The organism is Leifsonia sp., assembly GCF_051955155.1.
Classification (GTDB): domain Bacteria; phylum Actinomycetota; class Actinomycetes; order Actinomycetales; family Microbacteriaceae; genus Leifsonia.
The window spans coordinates 1-16,370 of record NZ_JBQCGZ010000172.1; the positions used below are offsets into that span (position 1 = coordinate 1).

Sequence of the window (16,370 nt, forward strand, 5' to 3'; positions counted from 1 at the left end):
CGAGTAGTGCGCGAGCTTGTCCTTCGGGTGCTCGAAGCGGCGGATGTTCGCCGGGTCGATGCCGAGGTCGACGAACCAGTCCCAGCACAGGTCGATCCAGGTCTGGAACCACTCGTCGTCGGTGCCCGGCTCGACGAAGAATTCGATCTCCATCTGCTCGAACTCGCGGGTGCGGAAGATGAAGTTGCCCGGCGTGATCTCGTTGCGGAACGCCTTGCCGATCTGGCCGATGCCGAACGGCGGCTTCTTGCGCGCCGCCTGCAGCACATGCGCGAAGTCGGTGAAGATGCCCTGCGCGGTCTCCGGGCGCATGTAGTGCAGGCCGGACTCGTCGTCCACGACGCCGAGGAAGGTCTTCATCAGGCCGGAGAACTGGCGGATCGGCGTCCACTGGCCCACCTTGTCCGGGTGGTCGGGGTCGGCGATGTCGGCCAGGCCGTTCGCCGGCGGGTGGCCGTGCTCGGCCTCGTACGCCTCGAACAGGTGGTCGGCGCGGTAGCGCTTGTGGGTGATCAGCGACTCGGTGAGCGGGTCGGAGAACACCTTGACGTGACCGGACGCCTCCCACACCGCGGTCGGCAGGATGATCGCCGAGTCGAGGCCGACCATGTCGCCGCGGCCGCGAACGAACGCGTTCCACCACTCGCGCTTGATGTTCTCCTTCAGCTCGACGCCGAGGGGTCCGTAGTCCCACGCGGACCGGGTGCCGCCGTAGATCTCTCCGGAGGGGAAGACGAATCCGCGGTGCTGCGCCAGCGTGATGACGGAATCCAGTCTCGACGGTGCGGCCATGGTGCTCCCTGTTCGGTGCCGGGGTGTGGTGGGGACCCGTCCATCCTACTGAGGAAGCGGGAACGTCACCGTCCGGAGCGGAAGTCCTGCTCCAGGATGGCGAACACCGCCGTGTCCGTCCACTCGCCCTTGGCGATCTCGGTCTGGCGCAGCAGCGCCTCCTGACGCATCCCGATGATCTCGCACAGCCGGGCCGACGCCTCGTTGCGCGCGTCGAGCTGCGCGAACACGCGGTGGCCGCCGAGCGTCTCGAAGCAGAGCTCGAGCAGTCGCGTCGTCGCCTCCGTCGCGTAGCCGCGCCCGTGCACGGCGGGATGGAACACCCAGCCCATCTCGAACTTCGCCCACTCCGCCTTCTTGAGGAAGAGGCTCACGTGCCCGATCACGCGGCTGTGGCCGCCCTCCGGGTCGGGGAGCTCGACGGCGTAGACGATCCCGTCGCCGTCCTCGGCGAGCCGGTTCATCGCGATGCGCTTGCGCAGGTGCTCCGCGGACTCGTCGTGGTCGTGCACCTCCCAGTAGAGGTAGCGTGCGACATCCTTGAGGCGCTCGAACTCGTGACCGTTCTCGAGGTCGCCGCTGTTCAGCGGGCGCAGCAGCAGCCGCTCGGTGCGGAGCTCCTCCGCGGCGTACGGCAGGCCGGCCGCGGTGTGCGGTGCGGGGGTCTCGATCGTGGCTTCGTCGCTCACGGTTCCTCCTCGGGTGGCGGTTCGGGATGCGTCGGGATGCGTCAGGATGCCGCGGACCGGTCGTCGATGGCGGTCAGCCGCACCTGCTCTGCCGGCGCCTCGATCTGCAGGCCGAACAGCGCGGCGGCACCGTCCACGAAGGACTGGGCGTCGCCCTGCCTGGCGAGCTCGCGGGCACGCACGGACGGGGTGTGCAGCAGCACTCCGGCGAGGTGGCGCAGGGCGGCCTCGGTCTGCTCGCTGGAGTCGCCGCGCGAGCGGGCGCGCTCGATCTCGGCGTCGAGCACGTCGAAGACGTGGGTGCGCAACGCGACGAGCGCGGGGGTGATCGCCTGCTCGGCCGTCTGGGCGGCGAACTCGGCGGCGGCGGCGCCGACGATCTCGCGGGCGTCCTCCGCGGCCTGCAGCTCCTCGACCGGCGCGTGGATGCTGATGGTCTCCAGGTCGAGCATCTCGACGCCGTGCAGGTCCCCCACGGCCGGGTCGACGTTGCGGGGGAGGCCGAGGTCGATCACGAGGCGGCGCTCGACGGCGTCGTGACGGGCGGCGGCGACGGCCAGCATCCCGGGCGTCAGCACGTAGTCGGTGACGGCGGAGCAGGTGACGATCAGGTCGGAGACGGCCAGAGCCTCCTCCAGCTCGCCCGCCTCCACCGGCGCGATGTCGTGGGACAGCGCGAACTTGGCCGCGCGACCGGACGGCGAGTAGACCCGCACATCGGTGGCGCCCTTGTCGCGCAGCGCCGCGAGGCTCGCGCCCGCGTACTTCCCGGTGCCGACCAGCAGCACGCGCACCTGGGCCCAGTCGCTGACCCGGCTCTCGGCGAGGTCGAGGGCGAGGCGCACCATCGAGCGGCCGGCCGTCATGATCCCGGTGCGGTTCTTCACGCCGCGCGAGGTGCGCGACGCGATCTGGAACAGCCGCTCCAGGTCGCTCGTCACGGTGCCGGCGAGGCGGGCGGACTGCAGGGCGCGGCGCACCTGGCCCGCGATCTCGCCCTCGCCGACGACGACGGACTCGAGCCCGCTCGAGACGGAGAACAGGTGCTCGGCCACCGCGTCGTCGCAGTAGACGGAGCTGGAGGAGCGCAGCAGGTCGGCGTCGATGCCGCTGGCTGCGCTGACCGCCTCGATCACGGTCTCGGCCGAGACCGCCCGAGCGGCGGGCAGGGGCTCGTCGATGTCGAGGTAGGCCTCGAACCGGTTGCAGGTGGCGAGCACCACGGACCCGGTCACGACTTCGGAGTGCTCTGCGAGTGCGGCGGTGACGGCCGGAGCGTGACGCTCGAGCCGTTCCAGGAGGTCGAATTCCGCGGTGCGGTGGCTCGACGAGAAGCAGAGAAGCACGGTGAGAAGCCTACGCTCGCCGCCGGCCTTCCCCCGAATCGGAGGGCCCGCCAGAGCGGCCGGACGCGCGGATTCCCGGGTGATTGGCAGAATCCGCCCTGGCAGAATCGTCACGTGACCTCCCTCGACTCCGCCCACCCGCTCGCCGCCGGCCTCACCGCCGCCAGTCGTCTCGTCCGCTCCTACCAGGGCGAGCGCCAGGAGGTGACCCCGGTGTGGTTCATGCGACAGGCGGGTCGATCCCTTCCGGAGTACCGCGAACTGCGCGTCGGCACGCGGATGCTGGACGCGTGCCTCGACCCCGCGATGGCCAGCGAGATCACGCTGCAGCCGGTGCGCAGGCACGGGGTCGACGCCGGCATCTTCTTCAGCGACATCGTGGTCCCGCTCAAGCTCGCCGGCATCGCCGTCGAGATCCAGCCAGGCAAGGGCCCGGTCTTCGAGCAGCCGGTGCGGACGCTGGACGACGTGAAGCGGCTGGAGGAGGTCGACCCGGCCTCGCTGGACGCCGACACCTTCGCCCCGATCGCCGAGGCGGTCCGGCTCACCGTCGCGGAGCTGGGGGAGACGCCGCTGATCGGGTTCGCCGGTGCGCCGTTCACCCTCGCCGCGTACCTGGTCGAGGGCGGCCCGTCGAAGGACCACATCCGCGCGCGCACCCTGATGCACGCCGACCCGGAGGCGTGGTCGCGGCTGATGGCCTGGACCGCGGACGTGTCCGGCGCCTTCCTGCGGGCTCAGGTGCTGGCCGGCGCGAGCGCCGCGCAGCTGTTCGACTCGTGGGCGGGCTCCCTCTCGCTCGCGGACTACACCGAGCACGTCGCCCCGGCCTCCGCCCGCGCGCTGTCGCACGTGCGCGACCTGACCTACGGCGTCCCCGTCGCCCCGCCGCACGCTCCGCTGCAGGCACCGGTCCGGCAGGACGGCGAGCCCGCGGTCCGCAACGTCCCCCTGGTGCACTTCGGCGTCGGCACCGGCGACCTGCTCAAGGCGATGCACGAGGTGGGGGCGGACGCGGTCGGCGTCGACTACCGGACCCCGCTGGACGAGGCGAGCAGGCGGCTCGGCCACGTCGTCCCGGTGCAGGGCAACGTCGACCCCGCGATGCTCGCCGCGCCCTGGGAGGTGCTCGCCGCGCACGTCGACGCGGTGCTCCGCCGCGGTCTGGACGCCCCGGCGCACGTCCTCAACCTGGGCCACGGCGTCCCGCCGGAGACCGACCCCACCGTGCTGACCCGCGTGGTCGAGCTCGTCCACGGGTGGCAGGCGTGACCGAGCACGAGGACCTCGGCGAGGAGATCCGGCACGCTGTCGAGGCGCCGCCGACCCGCATCGTCGTCGTCGGCGGCGGGATGGCCGGCCTGGTCGTGGCGAGGGAGTGCGCCCGCCCGGGCTTCGAGGTCACCGTCCTGGAGGCGGGTGAGCGCTTCGGCGGCTCCGTCGCGCCGCTCGAGCTCGACGGCCTCACCCTGGACGCCGGCGCCGAGAGCTTCGCCACCCGCGGCGGTCACGTCGCCGAGCTGATCGCCGACCTCGGGCTGACCGCCGACGTCGTCGCGCCGAATGCCGCGGGCGCCTGGGTGCGCAACGGCACCCGCACCGTCCCGCTGCCGAAGGCCGGCCTGCTCGGCATCCCGAGCGTCCCGCTCGCGACCGACGTCATCGCGGCGATCGGCTGGGGCGGCGCCCTCCGCGCCTACCTCGACCGGCTGATGCCGGTGCTGAAGATCGGTCAGGAGCGCCGGCTGGGCACGCTCGTCCGCAAGCGGATGGGGAGAAAGGTGCTGGACGAGCTCGTCGCGCCCGTCGTCACGGGCGTCTATTCGGCCGACCCGGACGATCTCGACGTGGACGTGGTCGCCCCCGGACTGAACGCCGCGCTCACCAGAGCGGGATCGCTGTCCGGCGCGGTCGGCGACCTGCGCGCGTCCGCCAAGGCGGGCAGCGCGGTGCAGGGCATCCGCGGCGGGATGTGGCGGCTGCCGGAGGCGCTGGTCGCCGACATCCGCAACCGCGGCGGTGTGCTGCGCACCGGAGCCGAGGTCGCCGCGGTCGAGCCCTGGCGGGAGCCGGAGCCGGACGAGCTCGCCGAGGCGGCCGTCGAGGCAGCGATCGGCGATGGCCGGCCCGAGGAGGGGACCATCCCCGCGCGCTGGACCGTCCGGCTCGCGGACGGCTCGACCGTCGACGCGGACGCGGTCGTCGTCGCGGCCCCCGCGGACGCCGCGCTGCGGCTGCTGCCGACCGCCGACCCGGAGCTCGCCGACCTCGCCGGTCTGGACTGGCCTGCGGCGTCGAGCGTCGAGCTGGTCACCCTGGTGATCGCCGACGACCGCGTCACCGCCGCCCCGCGCGGCACCGGCGTGCTCGTCGCCGACACCTCAGGATCCCGCGTGCGCGCCAAGGCGATGACGCACTCGAGCGCCAAGTGGGCGTGGGTCGCGGAGGCGGCGGGCGGCCGCAACATCGTCCGGCTGTCCTACGGGAGAGCGGGAAGGCCCGCGGAGACGACGTCCCTCCCCGACGAGGAGCTGCGCGCCATCGCGGCGGCGGACGCGGCCGAGATCCTGAATATTCCGTTCCCGGAATCCGCGGTCGAGGCATTTGCGAGGACCCCCTGGACGAATGCCCTGCCCTATGCGACAGTGGGGCAGCGGGAGCGCATCCAGCGCGTCCGCGACGGGGCCGAGAGCGTCGAGGGAATCGAGGTGACCGGCTCCTGGCTGACCGGGACCGGACTGGCGTCCGTCATCCCGGATGCGCGCCGGGTGGCCGAGCGCGTACGGGGTCTACGCTGGAAGGCACTGACCGACAACCTGGAGAGGTGAGGGACGGAATGCGCGGAAAGCTACTCTTCGTGGCGGGCGCCGCGGTGGGCTACGTGCTCGGCGCACGGGCCGGACGCAAGCGCTACGAGCAGATCAAGGCCGCCGCCACGAAGGTCTGGGAGTCCCCCGGAGTGCAGAAGCAGGTCCACGCGGTCGAGGACTTCGTCGCCGACAAGGTGGGCGAGGTGCCGGAGGCCGTGTTCGTCACCGTCAAGAAGTTCGTCGTTCAGGCGAACGACAGGCGCCGCGAGGCGCGTGCGCCGTACCCGGCCCGGTCGGGCGAGCCGCCGCTGCAGGCGGACGGCGTCGCCAAGGCCGTCAGGGACGGCGACGGAGCGTAACCCGGGAGGGGAGCCATGAGCGATCGAGAACGTGCGGACGCACGACCGGCGAGGCAGCAGTCGCTCGGCGAGCTGATCACCGCGCTGCCGCGGCTGGTGATCGAACTCCTGAAGGCGGAGCTGACGCACCTCAAGGAGGAGTTCGCGGCGAAGGCGAAGTATGCCGGCATCGGCATAGGACTGTTCGCGACCGCCGCCTTTCTGCTCTTCTTCGCGCTCGGTGTGCTGATCGCCGCCGGGATCCTGGGCCTGGCCGTCGTGCTTCCCGGCTGGGCCGCCGCGCTGATCGTCTTCGGCGTGCTCGTGGTGATCGCCGTCATCCTCGCTTTGATCGGGGTCTCCTCGCTCAAGAAGATCGACGGCGTCGCCCCGAAGGAGACCATCGCGAGCGTCAAGTCCGACGTGGACGCCGTGAAGGGGATGGGCACCTATGACAACTGACCGCAGCGACGTCGAGCGGGCCCGCGCCGAGCTGGCGGCGACCCTGGACGCCATCGAGTACAAGCTGAACGTGCCGAAGCGCACCGCCGAGCGGATCCAGGCGCTGCGCAGGGACAACCCGGTCGCCCTGGCCGGCATCGCGGTCGGCGTCGCCCTCGCGGTCGGCGGGGCGGTGTGGGGGATCGTCAGCCTGATCCGGCGCTGACCCCGTTTTTGCCTTCACAGGTTTGCGGGGGAGACTGTGGGTATGAGTACCCCGGCTGCCGGACCGGCAGAGTCGACCACCCCCGAAGAGATGACTGAGACTCCGAGCGGCTTCACCCTGTGGGCCGTGCTGCGCCGCGACCCGGCGCGCCCCGACGACCTCGACGGCACCGACGTCCCCAAGGCGGTGCAGGAGCTCGAGGGCGTGATCGCCGACATCGAGCTGCAGGGCGTCACCACCCGCGGCCTCTACGACGTCTCCGGCCTGCGCGCCGACGCCGACGTCATGATCTGGCTGCACGGCCCGGAGGCGGAGGCGCTGCAGTGGGGGCTGCGGCAGCTGCGCCGCACCCGGCTGTTCAAGGCGCTCCTTCCCACCTGGAACGCGATGGGCGTGCACAGGGACGCGGAGTTCAACCGGTCCCACGTCCCCGGCTTCCTGCGCGGCAAGGAGCCGAAGGGCTGGCTGTGCGTCTACCCGTTCGTGCGCAGCTACGAGTGGTATCTGCTGCCCGACGAGGAGCGCGCGCAGATGCTCGCAGAGCACGGCCGCAAGGGCGCAGCGTTCCGCAGCGTCCTGGCCAACACGGTCGCGTCGTTCGCGCTCGGCGACTACGAGTGGATCCTGCCGCTCGAGGCTGACCAGCTCACCGACCTCGTCGACATGATGCGCGACCTGCGCTACACCGAGGCGCGCAGGCACGTGCGCGAGGAGGTCCCGTTCTTCACGGGCCGCCGCGTCGAGCCGGCCGAGATCGTGGAGGTCCTGCAGTGACCGGAACCGAGACCACGCCGCGCGTGATCGGTGCGACGCCCGCCGCGGCGGCCGGCCCCGAGCACGTCACCGAGCCGGTCGCGTACGACGCCATCCTGCTCGCCGGCTTCGGCGGCCCGGAGGGCCAGGACGACGTCATCCCGTTCCTGCGCAACGTCACCCGCGGTCGCGGCATCCCCGAGGAGCGCCTCGAGGAGGTCGCCCACCACTACCGGCACTTCGGCGGCGTGAGCCCGATCAACGACCAGAACCGCGAGCTCAAGGCCGCGCTAGAGGCGGAGCTCGCCTCGCGCGGCATCGACCTGCCGGTGCTGTGGGGCAACCGCAACTGGGACCCGTACATCGAGGACGCCCTGCGCGAGGCGAACGAGCGCGGCTTCACGAAGCTGATCGCGATCGCCACGAGCGCGTACTCGTCCTACTCGAGCTGCCGCCAGTACCGCGAGGACTTCGCGCGCACGCTCGAGGAGACCGGGCTGGAGGGCACCATCCAGATCGACAAGGTGCGCCAGTTCTTCGACCACCCCGGCTTCGTGGAGCCGTTCATCGAGGGCGTGAAGAACGCCGTCGCAGAGATCCAGGAGAAGGTGCCCGGCATCGACCCGGCGACCGAGATCCGGATCCTGTACTCGACGCACTCCATCCCGTCGACGGACGCCGCCAAGTCCGGCCCCGCCGAGCGCGGCTTCGGCGAGGGCGGCGCGTACGCCGCGCAGCACCTCGCGGTCGCCGAGGTCGTCTCGCAGGCAGCGATCGGCGGCGTCATCGGCTGGGACCTCGTCTACCAGTCCCGCTCGGGCCCGCCCTCGATGCCGTGGCTCGAGCCGGACATCAACGACCGCATCGCCGAGCTGCCCGCGACGGGCGTGAAGGCCGTGATCATCGTCCCGCTCGGCTTCGTGAGCGACCACATGGAGGTGCTCTGGGACCTCGACAACGAGGCGATGGAGTCCAGCGAGGAGAACGGCCTCGTCGCCGTGCGCGTCCCCACTCCGGGAACGCACGCGAAGTACGTGAAGGGTCTCGTCGACCTGGTGCTGGAGCGCCGCGACGGCGTCCCGGTGGACCAGCGACCCGCGCTCACCGACCTCGGCCCGTGGTACGACGTGTGCCGTCCCGGCTGCTGCGAGAACGTCCGGCTCGGTTTCAAGCCGGCCGCTGCGGGGCTGGCGCCGTGACCGGAACCGTGACGACGGCCGCCGGAGCGTCCGAGCGGCGTGACGGCGTGCTGCGCATCGGCACTCGCGGCAGCGCTCTCGCCGTCGCGCAGACGACCCACGTCGCGAAGGCGATCGCCCGCGCGACCGGCGTCGACGTCGAGCTCGTCACGGTGACGACGCACGGCGACACCTCCCGCGAGTCGCTCTCCGACCTCGGCGGGACGGGCGTGTTCGCGACCGCGCTGCGCGAGGCGCTGCTGGCCGACGAGTGCGACCTGCTCGTGCACTCCCTCAAGGACCTGCCGACGGCGGCCGCACCCGGCCTCGTGATCGGCGCCGTCCCGAAGCGGGCGGACGCCAGGGACGTGCTGTGCGCGCGCGACGGCCTCACGCTCGAGACGCTGCCAGAGGGCGCCAGGGTCGGCACCGGCTCGCCGCGCCGCATCGCGCAGCTGAAGGCCCAGCGACCGGACCTCGACGTCGTCGACATCCGCGGCAACGTCGACACCCGCCTCGGCCGGGTCGCCGAGGGCGACCTGGACGCCGTGGTGCTCGCAGCGGCCGGTCTCAGCAGGCTCGACCGGCTGGATGCCGCCACCGACTACTTCCCGCTGTCCCAGTTCCCGACCGCGCCGGGCCAGGGCGCGCTCGCGATCGAGGTCAGGGCGGGCGACGAGAAGGGCCGCGGTCCGATCGCCCGTGCCCTGCAGGCCGTCGACCACGTGACGACGCACGCGACTGCGACCGCGGAGCGCGCCGTGCTCGCGGGTCTGGAGGCGGGTTGCGCCGCACCGATCGGCGCCTCGGCGCTGGTCGAGGACGGCCTGCTGTTCCTCACCGCGACGGTCTACCGGCCGGACGGAACGGAGCGGCTCACCGCCTCGCACGCCGCGACCCCCGACTCGTTCGGCGCCGCCGACCTCGACGAGGCGGCGCGCGACGTCGGCGCCCGCGTCGTGTCGGAGCTCCTGGAGGCGGGCGCCGCCGGCCTCGCCCCGCTCGGGAGCACGCGATGACCACCACCGGTCCGTCCGCGCAGAAGCCGCTCGCCGGCTGGCGCGTCCTGGTGCCGCGCGGCGGCCCGTGGGGCGACTCGGTCGCGGCCGACCTGCGCGCAAAGGGCGCGTCCCCCGTCGTGGCGGCGAGTAACAAGTACGCCCCCACCGCCGACGCCCCTGCCCTGGAGCGCGCGCTCGAGCGCCTGGCCGCCGGCGAGTTCGACTGGATGACGGTCACCAGCGCCACCACGGTGGATGTGCTGAGCGCGCAGCGCGCCGTCGTCCCGCCGACCACCAGGGTCGCCGCCGTCGGCGAGACCACCGCGGCCGCCCTGACCGCCGCCGGCTACCACGTCGACCTCGTCCCCGCCGAGGACAACTCGGCCCGCGGTCTGCTCGCGGAGTGGGAGGCCGCCACACAGGGCGTCGTGCCGCTGCGCATCCTCACCCTCCGCTCCGAGATCGCCAAGCCCCTCCTCACCGAGGGGCTGCGCCGTATCGGGCACGACGTTGAGTCGGTCGTCGCCTACCGCACGGTCGGCGTCGCGGTGCCCGAGAAGGTCGTGGAGGATGTGCGCGCGGGTCTCGTGCAGGCCATCCTCGTGACCAGCGGCTCCGTCGCCCAGCAGGTGCAGGAGCAGCTCGGACCGATCCCGGAGTCCACGCTCGTCGCCGCCATCGGGCCGCAGACCGCGCGGGATGCGCGCGACTACGGTCTGCGCGTCGACGTCATCGCCGCCGAGCGCACCGCCGCCTCTCTCATCGAGGCCGTCGCCGCGGCCGCCAGCTCCCGCGCCGCCTCCTGACGCCCGCCCCCGGCGAGCACACAGCGCGGCGGGCGTAGGCTGGGGAGAGTGAGTGAGCTTCATCCCGTCGTCCGTCCGCGGCGGCTCCGGCAGTCGCCCGCGATGCGCCGCCTGACCGCCGAGACCCGCCTCCACCCTGCCGAGCTGATCCTCCCGCTCTTCGTGCGCGAGGGCGCGTCGGAGCCGCAGCCGATCGCCTCCATGCCCGGCGTCGTCCAGCACAGCCTGGACTCGCTCAAGCGCGCCGTCGCCGAGGCCGCCGAGGCCGGCGTCGGCGGCGTCATGCTCTTCGGCGTCCCGGAGACCAGGGACGCGATCGGCAGCGCCGCGACCGACCCGGACGGCATCCTCAACGTCGCGACCCGCGCGGTCGCCGCGGAGGCCGGCGACGCGCTCGTCGTGCAGACCGACCTGTGCCTGGACGAGTTCACCGACCACGGGCACTGCGGCGTGCTGGACGGCAGCGGTCACGTCGACAACGACGCCACCCTGCTGCGCTACCGCGACATGGCCATCGCCCAGGCCGAGGCCGGCTCGCAGCTGCTCGGCCTCAGCGGCATGATGGACGGCCAGGTCGCCGCCGTGCGCGACGCCCTCGACGAGGCCGGGCGCACCGACGTCGTCGTGCTCGCCTACGCCGCCAAGTACGCGTCCGCGTTCTACGGCCCGTTCCGCGAGGCCGTCGACTCCCAGCTCTCCGGCGACCGCCGCGCGTACCAGCAGGACCCGGCCAACCGCCGCGAGGGTCTGCGCGAGGCGCGCCTGGACCTGGAGGAGGGCGCCGTCATCCTCATGGTGAAGCCGGCCCTCGGCTACCTGGATGTGCTCAGCGACGTCGCGGCGATCAGCGACGTCCCGGTCTGGGCGTACCAGGTCTCCGGCGAGTACGCGATGGTCGAGGCGGCCGCCGCGAACGGCTGGATCGACAGGAACCGCATCATCGAGGAGACCCTGATCGGCGCCCGCCGCGCAGGCGCGGACGCCGTGCTCACCTACTGGGCGACCGAGGTCGCGGGGTGGCTGCGATGACCGACGAGCAGGATCTGCAGGGCCTCGCCGACGGCGCAGCGCTCGGCGACATCAATCTCGCCCAGTTCGAGCGCGCGCAGCGCGTCATCCCGGGCGGCGTGAACTCGCCCGTCCGCGCCTTCCGTTCCGTCGGCGGCACGCCGCGGTTCATGGTCTCGGCGCGCGGCCCGTACATCGTCGACGCCCAGGGCCGAGAGTACGTGGACCTCGTCGCGTCGTGGGGCCCGGCCATCCTCGGCCACGCCCACCCGGCCGTCGTGGAGGCGGTCCAGCGGACCGCGGCGAACGGCCTGTCCTTCGGCGCATCCACTCCGGCGGAGACCGAGCTCGCGGAGGCGGTGCTTGCGCGCGTCCCGTTCGTGGAGAAGCTGCGGCTGGTGTCCACGGGCACCGAGGCGACGATGACGGCGATCCGGCTCGCGCGCGGCTTCACCGGCCGGCCGCTGCTGATCAAGTTCGCCGGCCACTACCACGGCCACTCGGACAGCCTGCTCGCCGAGGCGGGCTCCGGGCTCGCCACGCTGTCGCTGCCCGGATCCGCCGGGGTGACGGAGGCGACCGCTGCGCAGACGCTCGTGCTCCCGTACAACGACCTGGACGCGGTCCGCGCCGTCTTCGAGGAGCGCGGCCCCGACATCGCGGCCGTCATCACCGAGGCCGCGGCGGCGAACATGGGCGTCGTCCCGCCGGACGAGGGCTTCAACGCCGCGCTCGCGGACCTGGCGCACGAGTTCGGCGCGCTGCTCATCCTGGACGAGGTGCTGACCGGTTTCCGCGTGAGCGACGCCGGCTTCTGGGGTCTCGACCGCGGCTACACGCCGGACCTCGTCACGTTCGGCAAGGTCATCGGCGGCGGGATGCCGCTCGCCGCTGTCGGCGGACGCGCGGAGCTCATGGACTTCCTCGCCCCGACCGGCCCGGTCTACCAGGCGGGGACGCTGTCCGGGAACCCGGTCGCCGTCGCCGCCGGGCTCGCGACGCTCGAACTCGCCGACGAGGCGGTCTACGACCGGCTCGACGTGGTGGCGGACACGGTGTCCCGCGCGGTGTCCGAGGCGCTGACCGCCGAGGGCGTCGCGCACCGCGTGCAGCACGCCGGCAACCTGTTCAGCTTCGTATTCGGCGACTTCGCCTCCGCGCCGCGCACGTACGCCGAGGTGCAGAAGCAGGAGGCGTACCGCTACCGCGCGTTCTTCCACGCGATGCTGGACGCCGGCGTCTCGCTTCCGCCGAGCGTCTTCGAGGCCTGGTTCGTCACCGCGGCGCACGACGACACCGCCGTCTCCCGCATCCTCGACGCCCTCCCCGCCGCCGCCCGCGCCGCGGCCGCCGCCACCCCCTGACCCGCGCCCCGCTCCCCGCGTAGGCCGGCCTGCGGGCGGGGCGGTTACTCGTCGGAGGTGGAGGGGGCCCGGGAGAGGGTGTCCACGAAGGTGTAGGTGGCCGAGGCCGGCCAGCCGTCGGCGTCGAGCAGCGCGTAGACGTCGAACGTGAGCGTTCCTCCTCCGCCGGCCGGGCGCCGCAGCGTGCGCGGCGGCGAGTCGGAGGCGGCCCGCACCGTCACCGTCTGCGGCTCCGCGCCCGCACGCAGAAGGCGGGCGCGGAAGGTGGTGGTCCGGGTCATCCGACCACCTTCTCACACCCGCCCGGCGTGCCGCCGCCTACGCTTGGCCGTGCGACTCCCGCGACCGGCGCGACAGCGAGTCGATGATCACGGCGAGCAGCAGGACCGCTCCGGTGATCATGAACCGGTACGAGGAGTCCAGGTTGAGCAGCGTCAGGCCGTTCGAGATCGACTGGATCACCAGGATGCCCAGCAGCGCGGACCACGCCGAACCGCGCCCGCCGAAGAGGCTCGTCCCGCCGATCACGGCGGCGGCGATCGCGTTCAGGTTCGTGTCCGTCCCGCCCGAGCCCGCGCTGACCGACGCCAGACGCGCCGCCGCGAGCAGTCCGCCGACCGCCGCGAACGTGGAGCAGAGGATGAAGACGCTGATGAACACGCGGTTCACCTTGATACCTGCTCGCCTTGCCGCCTCCACCGAGCCGCCGACCGCGAACACCGAGCGTCCCCACTTGGTGCGGGTGAGGAAGAAGTTCATCACCACGACCAGGATCACGAAGAACAGGAACATCGCGCCGGTCCCGCGGTCGGTGGAGAGGTACCAGACCGCGATGCAGAGGCCGACGAGCAGCAGCGCCGCCTTGATCAGCACCAGCGTCATCGAGCCCTCGGAGAGCCCGGCCTTGCGCCGCCGGACGTTGCGCCGCCAGTCGGAGAAGAACATCCCGAGCGCCGCGATCGCGGCCAGCGCGTACGCCGCCCACGGCGGCAGGAAGGTCTGCTGCGCGAACGTCACGATCCACGAGTCGTAGGGGATGTTGATCGAGCTGTTCGGCCCGAGGATCCACAGCTGCACGCCCAGGAAGCCGAGCAGACCGGCCAGCGTGATCACGAAGCTCGGTACGCCGAACCGCGTGAACAGGAAGCCGTACAGCAGGCCGATCAGCGAGCCGGCGAGGATCGCCACGATGACGGTCACCGCGAGCGGCCAGTGCAGCTGCGTGAAGCCGACGCCGAGGATGGCCGCCGCGACACCGCTCACCGAGCCGACGGACAGGTCGATCTGGCCGAGCAGCAGCACGAGGACGATGCCGATCGAGATCGTGCCGATCGCCGCGCACTGCAGGGTCAGGTTGACGAGGTTGTTCGCGCTGAGGAAGTTCGGGTTGAGGATCTGGAAGACGACCCAGATCACGATCAGGCCGATGACGACCGGCAGCGAGCCGAGGTCGCCGCCGCGCACCCGGCGGCCGAACGCCCGCGCCGCGCCGGCGAGGCCCTCGTCGCGGATGAGCCGCTCGTCCTGGAGGTCGGCCGCGAGTTCGGCCGGCGTCTCTGGTGCCTTCGTCATGCCTCGTGCTTCCCTTCGATGCGCTCGGCCCGCTGCGAGACGACATTGTCCGTCGCGCCGGTGATCGCCGAGATGATCTCCTCGTAGCTGACGTCCGGAACCCGGAAGTCGCCGTTGTTGCGGCCGAGCCGCAGCACGGCGACCCGGTCGGCCACCGCCTGCACGTCGGCCATGTTGTGGCTGATCAGGATGACGCCGAGGCCGCGCTCGCGCAGCCGCTCGATCAGGTTGAGGACCTCCGCGGTCTGCGCGACGCCGAGGGCGGCGGTCGGCTCGTCCAGGATGACGATGCGGGGGTCGCCGATCAGCGAGCGCGCGATGGCGACGGTCTGCCGCTGACCGCCCGAGAGTGAGGCGACGGCGATCCGCACCGACGGGATGCGCGCGGAGAGCTGACGCAGCAGGCTCCAGGAGCGCTTCTCCATCTCCTCCTCGTCCAGCGTGCCGTGGGTGATCTCGCGGCCGAGGAAGAGGTTGGACACCACATCGAGGTTGTCGCAGAGCGCCAGGTCCTGGAACACGGTCGCGATGCCGAGCTCGCGGGAGGCGGCGGGCGAGGGGATGTTCACATCCTGCCCGTCGAACGTGATCGTCCCCGCGTCCTGCGGATGCACGCCGGCGAGGATCTTGACGAGCGTCGACTTGCCCGCGCCGTTGTCTCCCACCAGCGCGACGACCTCGCCGGGGTACACGTCCAGGTGGATGTCGGTGAGCGCCTGCACGGCGCCGAAGCCCTTCGAGACGCCGCGCAGAGAGAGGACGGGCTGGCGGTTCGACCGCTCCTGTTCTGTGACCGGGGACTCCATCGTCACGGCGTTCTCCTTCGTCTCGTGGGTCAACTGTAAGTCGGAACCACCCGGCCTGGAGGTGCGGATCCGCATCCCCAGGCCGGGTGTCTGTGTGTTGCTGGTGTTACTTGATGCCGTACTTGTCGCAGGCCGCCTTGTAGTCGGCGGTGCAGATCTTCGCGGCGGAGTCGGAGCCGTAGAACTCGTCCTTCACGACCGTCGACTCGATGTTGTCGGCGGTCACCGCGACCGGGGTCAGGAGGATGGACGCGATCTTCGCGCCGCCCGCCGTGTCGACCTCGGTGGTCTGCTCGGACGGCTTCTGGCCCTTGGTGAGAGCGATGGCGAGCGTCGCCGCCTTCTCGGCCTCCGGCTTGAGCGCCTTGTACACGGTCATGTACTGGTCGCCGGCGAGGATGCGCTGGATGCCCGCGAGCTCGGCGTCCTGTCCGGTGACCGGGGGCAGCGGGCTCAGGTTGGCCGCCTTCATGGCCGCGATCGCGCCGCCGCCGGTGCCGTCGTTGGCCGCGTACACGCCCTTGATCTGGTTCTTGAACTGCGAGACCTGGCCGGACACCCAGTCCTGGGCCTTCGCGGGGTCCCATCCCGGTGTGTCGTACTCGGCGAGCACCTTGTAGCCGCTGGAGTCGATGACGCTGTGCGCGCCCTTCTTGAACTGGGTCGCGTTGTTGTCCGTCGGCGAGCCGTTGACCATCAGGATGCCGCTGCCAGAGGGCACGCCGTCCTTCTTCAGCTTGTCGACGAGCGCCTGAGCCTGCAGCTGGCCGACCTTCTCGTTGTCGAACGAGATGTAGTAGTTCAGGTCCTTGCTGTTGATCAGACGGTCGTAGGAGATGACAGGGATGTTCTTCGCCTTCGCCTCGCCGACGATGGAGGCCGCGGCCTCGCCGTCGAACGGGTCGAGCACGAGCACCTTGACGCCCTGGGTCAGCATCGACTCCGCCTGCTGCTGCTGCTTGCTGGCGTCGCCGTCGGCGTTCGCGTAGAGGACCTGGCAGCCGGAGCACAGCTCCTTGACCTTCGCCTCGAAGTACGGCTTGTCCGCGGCCTCGTAGCGGGCGGTCACGGAGTCGGGGAGCAGGAGGCCGATCTTGGCGTTCGCGGCGTCGGCGGTGTTGTTGGAAGAATTCCCGCTGCCGTTCGAACACGCTGTGAGGGTTACGGCTGTGAGCAGGATCGCGGCGGACGCGATGACCGCTCTCTTGGTGGCGATCTTCATTGAAAAACCTCCGATTCG

Annotated in this window: 18 protein-coding genes; 11 read left to right on the forward strand and 7 right to left on the reverse strand. The window is 71.8% G+C overall.

Going from position 1 to position 16,370, the window contains the following annotated elements; translation table 11 throughout:
* The 3 genes from ACTHMF_RS18495 to ACTHMF_RS18505 form a co-directional block, all read right to left on the reverse strand.
* Positions 1 to 792: glycine--tRNA ligase (locus ACTHMF_RS18495; protein ID WP_440319632.1), on the reverse strand; the 792-nt coding region annotated here is incomplete at its 3' end.
* A 65-nt stretch (positions 793 to 857) separates the two neighbouring features.
* Positions 858 to 1,481, reverse strand: coding sequence for a GNAT family N-acetyltransferase (locus ACTHMF_RS18500; protein ID WP_314146863.1), 624 nt, complete (start codon positions 1,479 to 1,481; stop codon positions 858 to 860).
* A gap of 41 nt (positions 1,482 to 1,522) precedes the next feature.
* Complete coding sequence (locus tag ACTHMF_RS18505; RefSeq protein ID WP_440319634.1) at positions 1,523 to 2,827, reverse strand: glutamyl-tRNA reductase; 1,305 nt, start codon at positions 2,825 to 2,827, stop codon at positions 1,523 to 1,525.
* Positions 2,828 to 2,941: 114 nt separating this feature from the next.
* On the opposite strand from ACTHMF_RS18505, the gene hemE reads away from it, so the two are divergent.
* The 11 genes from hemE to hemL are packed head-to-tail and all read left to right on the forward strand — an operon-like array spanning position 2,942 to position 12,752.
* The gene (hemE, locus tag ACTHMF_RS18510; protein WP_440319636.1) at positions 2,942 to 4,099 is read left to right on the forward strand and encodes a uroporphyrinogen decarboxylase; all 1,158 of its coding nucleotides are present in this window, start codon (positions 2,942 to 2,944) and stop codon (positions 4,097 to 4,099) included.
* Positions 4,096 to 5,655 (forward strand): protoporphyrinogen oxidase, encoded by a 1,560-nt coding sequence (gene hemG, locus ACTHMF_RS18515; protein ID WP_440319638.1) that lies wholly within the window; start codon positions 4,096 to 4,098, stop codon positions 5,653 to 5,655. The genes hemE and hemG overlap by 4 nt, the downstream gene beginning before the upstream one ends.
* Before the next feature lie 8 nt (positions 5,656 to 5,663).
* A complete protein-coding gene (locus tag ACTHMF_RS18520) occupies positions 5,664 to 5,996 on the forward strand; it encodes a hypothetical protein (RefSeq protein WP_314146859.1) in 333 nt (110 codons plus the stop codon).
* 15 nt (positions 5,997 to 6,011) lie between these two features.
* On the forward strand, positions 6,012 to 6,437 hold the full coding sequence (locus ACTHMF_RS18525; RefSeq protein WP_440319640.1) for a phage holin family protein: 426 nt from the start codon (positions 6,012 to 6,014) through the stop codon (positions 6,435 to 6,437).
* Positions 6,427 to 6,642 carry a DUF3618 domain-containing protein gene (locus tag ACTHMF_RS18530; protein ID WP_440319642.1) on the forward strand — a complete coding sequence of 72 codons (216 nt, stop codon included), beginning with the start codon at positions 6,427 to 6,429 and terminating at the stop codon, positions 6,640 to 6,642. Before ACTHMF_RS18525 ends, ACTHMF_RS18530 begins: the two co-directional genes overlap by 11 nt.
* Positions 6,643 to 6,684: 42 nt before the next feature.
* Positions 6,685 to 7,416, forward strand: a complete 732-nt coding sequence (gene hemQ, locus ACTHMF_RS18535) for a hydrogen peroxide-dependent heme synthase (protein WP_440319644.1) — start codon at positions 6,685 to 6,687, stop codon at positions 7,414 to 7,416.
* The gene (locus ACTHMF_RS18540) at positions 7,413 to 8,594 is read left to right on the forward strand and encodes a ferrochelatase (protein WP_440319646.1); all 1,182 of its coding nucleotides are present in this window, start codon (positions 7,413 to 7,415) and stop codon (positions 8,592 to 8,594) included. Before hemQ ends, ACTHMF_RS18540 begins: the two co-directional genes overlap by 4 nt.
* Complete coding sequence (hemC, locus tag ACTHMF_RS18545) at positions 8,591 to 9,592, forward strand: hydroxymethylbilane synthase (RefSeq protein ID WP_314146854.1); 1,002 nt, start codon at positions 8,591 to 8,593, stop codon at positions 9,590 to 9,592. The genes ACTHMF_RS18540 and hemC overlap by 4 nt, the downstream gene beginning before the upstream one ends.
* The gene (locus ACTHMF_RS18550) at positions 9,589 to 10,380 is read left to right on the forward strand and encodes a uroporphyrinogen-III synthase (protein WP_440319648.1); all 792 of its coding nucleotides are present in this window, start codon (positions 9,589 to 9,591) and stop codon (positions 10,378 to 10,380) included. Before hemC ends, ACTHMF_RS18550 begins: the two co-directional genes overlap by 4 nt.
* Before the next feature lie 48 nt (positions 10,381 to 10,428).
* Positions 10,429 to 11,409 carry a porphobilinogen synthase gene (hemB, locus tag ACTHMF_RS18555; protein WP_440319650.1) on the forward strand — a complete coding sequence of 327 codons (981 nt, stop codon included), beginning with the start codon at positions 10,429 to 10,431 and terminating at the stop codon, positions 11,407 to 11,409.
* Positions 11,406 to 12,752: a glutamate-1-semialdehyde 2,1-aminomutase gene (hemL, locus tag ACTHMF_RS18560; RefSeq protein ID WP_440319652.1), complete on the forward strand. Its 1,347-nt coding sequence runs from the start codon at positions 11,406 to 11,408 to the stop codon at positions 12,750 to 12,752. The genes hemB and hemL overlap by 4 nt, the downstream gene beginning before the upstream one ends.
* A 44-nt stretch (positions 12,753 to 12,796) precedes the next feature.
* Here hemL and ACTHMF_RS18565 read toward each other — a convergent pair whose 3' ends face one another.
* From ACTHMF_RS18565 to ACTHMF_RS18580, 4 genes are all read right to left on the reverse strand, one after another.
* Entirely contained in the window at positions 12,797 to 13,033 is a 237-nt protein-coding gene (locus tag ACTHMF_RS18565; RefSeq protein WP_314146850.1) for a hypothetical protein, read from the reverse strand.
* Between the two features lie 37 nt (positions 13,034 to 13,070).
* On the reverse strand, positions 13,071 to 14,324 hold the full coding sequence (locus ACTHMF_RS18570) for a sugar ABC transporter permease (protein ID WP_314146849.1): 1,254 nt from the start codon (positions 14,322 to 14,324) through the stop codon (positions 13,071 to 13,073).
* On the reverse strand, positions 14,321 to 15,130 hold the full coding sequence (locus ACTHMF_RS18575; protein WP_314146886.1) for an ATP-binding cassette domain-containing protein: 810 nt from the start codon (positions 15,128 to 15,130) through the stop codon (positions 14,321 to 14,323). The genes ACTHMF_RS18570 and ACTHMF_RS18575 overlap by 4 nt, the downstream gene beginning before the upstream one ends.
* A 106-nt stretch (positions 15,131 to 15,236) precedes the next feature.
* Positions 15,237 to 16,352: an ABC transporter substrate-binding protein gene (locus ACTHMF_RS18580; protein ID WP_314146848.1), complete on the reverse strand. Its 1,116-nt coding sequence runs from the start codon at positions 16,350 to 16,352 to the stop codon at positions 15,237 to 15,239.
* Positions 16,353 to 16,370: the final 18 nt, after the last annotated feature.